Genomic DNA, 697 nt, shown 5'->3' with positions numbered 1-697 from the left:
TCCTGAGTTCACTCAATCACTGGGTGGAATCATTGATGATGTATCCGATACTCTGTTCAGTGTGATCGGTGGTAATCACCTTACCTCTGGTAATAATAGTGGCTACACTCCGGGTCAGGTATGGTCGCAGGCTATCGTTGATGGCAAGGCTCCATTCATGACTAAGGCATTAGCTGCTGGCTTCCAGATGACAGACCAAGAAGCCTTTGCTATCGAGTCCATTGAGACTGCTGTTGCTGCCTCTCTGAACTCTGGCTTCGGTTCTGCTGTTAACCGTGAAATCCGTAAGTCATGGGAAGCTGCACGTAAGCAGATCAAACCAGAGGACTTCCATAACGGTTCATGGGCAACTGCGACTCAAGCGCAGAAAGACCTTGCTCAGGCTAAGTGGGATCACCTGTTTACTCTGGAGACTTCTGGTACGGGTACTAACCGTTACCTGTCTCAGTTCGTGGCTATGACCTTGGGTCATGAAGAAACCAGTAAGCTGATGGGCTTTACTGATACCGTGATGGATACCGACATGACTGGTAAGTCTCACTTCGAGACTGCTGCTCGTTACGCATCCCACGCATATAACTATGCGTCTGGTTTGCTGTCGAATACTCATCCGGGTCAGTTGGTAAGCCAGAAGGCTCAGGCATTGGCTAAGCAGTTAATCCAGATTGACCTGAAGAACCGTGATAAGTCCGTAGGC

Annotated in this window: 1 protein-coding gene; it reads left to right on the top strand. The window is 49.2% G+C overall.

The window, feature by feature from the left end:
* The coding region (locus N1032_RS25485) for a hypothetical protein (protein ID WP_259543388.1) at positions 1-697 on the top strand (697 nt) is incomplete at both ends.

The sequence above is a fragment of the Herbiconiux daphne genome (genome assembly GCF_024979295.1).
In the GTDB taxonomy this organism is placed as follows: domain Bacteria; phylum Actinomycetota; class Actinomycetes; order Actinomycetales; family Microbacteriaceae; genus Herbiconiux; species Herbiconiux daphnes.
This window is presented reverse-complemented; position numbering and strand designations above follow the sequence as displayed.